Origin of the sequence: Microvirga sp. HBU67558 (genome assembly GCF_018069605.1) — a bacterium.
Taxonomy (GTDB): domain Bacteria; phylum Pseudomonadota; class Alphaproteobacteria; order Rhizobiales; family Beijerinckiaceae; genus Microvirga; species Microvirga terrae.
This window is the reverse complement of record NZ_JAGPUP010000321.1, coordinates 1-1,312: the sequence shown is the minus strand read 5'-3', so window position 1 is coordinate 1,312 and position 1,312 is coordinate 1. Positions and strand designations below refer to the sequence as shown.

Genomic DNA, 1,312 nt, shown 5'->3' with positions numbered 1-1,312 from the left:
AGGACGCGCGGCTTCAGCTCGGCCTCCATGGCCGAGAGCGACACGTTGTTCTCCATGTCGTCGTCAGCCGCTTCTTCGGACGGGGCCGCCTCTTCGCCCTCGGCTGTTTCCTCCTCCGCCTCGCCCTCACCCTCGCCCAGGGCGTTCGCCTTGGGAGCGCCGTTGGCATCGGGACCGGCATAGGTGGCTCCAAGGTCGATGATGTGGCGCAGGAGGACTTTTCCTTCGACGAGCTCGTCGCGCCAGATGATGATGGCCTGGAAGGTCAGCGGGCTTTCACACAAGCCCGCGATCATGGCCTCGCGGCCGGCCTCGATGCGCTTGGCGATCGCGATCTCGCCCTCGCGGGAGAGAAGCTGGACCGATCCCATTTCGCGCAGATACATGCGCGCCGGGTCGTCCGTCCGGTCGGTCGGCTCCTTGGTCGTGGTCTCAAAGACCGCGACGGCGCGGGTCTCAGATGCCTCGACGAGGTCGCCGCCATCAGCCGCTTCCTCCTCTGTCTCTTCCGATTCAACAACGTTGATCCCTTGCTGAGACAACTGGCTAAGAACGTCCTCGATCTGCTCCGAAGAAAAGTCTTCGGATGGAAGAACGTTACTTAATTCCGCATGGGTGACATAGCCCCGCTGCTTGGCAAGCTTAAGCATCTGCCGCAACGCCGCCCCAGTCAGATCTGCCAGCGGCTTATCTGCATGGTCGGAATGAGAAATATTTTCGTGATCATCCATGGAGCGAATTGGCTAAGAGAATTCCGGGAAATGGGGAGATGACGTTTATGGAGCAGCAACTCAAGATCTAAATGCAATACACCCAAATTATTACGATGATCTTGATGTCCACCTATGGCTCAAGCTCGATATAAACAACCGACTTCCGTTCGTCTTTGGACGGCAAAGTCGCTTCGGGTCTAGAATAATTACCAACCTCTCATGCGTCGTTGTAATGTTCGAATCAGGGCTGGCAGCTTAGCTAGAACGCCTCCCTAAGGACACGGCCCTTCACTAAGGGACGACAGCCTGTGACGATCAGAAATAGCTTTTTGTCCCACGGCCCATGGCGCGCTTGGTCAAAGCTGGCCGGATCGACCTAGGCGTCGAGCTCCTGGCCATGCGGAGGCGCAGGATGTCGTAAGGGGAGGGGGATCATGCAGCTCCGGCAACCGCCTTGTCAGTAGGCTGAGTTTCTGGTCGGCAGGGCAGGAATGGTCAGTCCGCTCATCACGGGATGAGCGATAGGCGTGGGGCGGAGAACGAGGAGTGAAAGGTATGGTGTTGATTTCAACCGTCGTGGGCGGGCTCGTCCTCTACGT

1 protein-coding gene is annotated in these 1,312 nt (G+C 58.3%); it reads right to left on the bottom strand.

From position 1 onward, the window contains the following. Positions 1-731 (bottom strand): RNA polymerase sigma factor region1.1 domain-containing protein (locus KBI52_RS01485; protein WP_305797865.1); only part of this gene is annotated, 731 nt, incomplete at its 3' end. Positions 732-1,312: the final 581 nt, after the last annotated feature.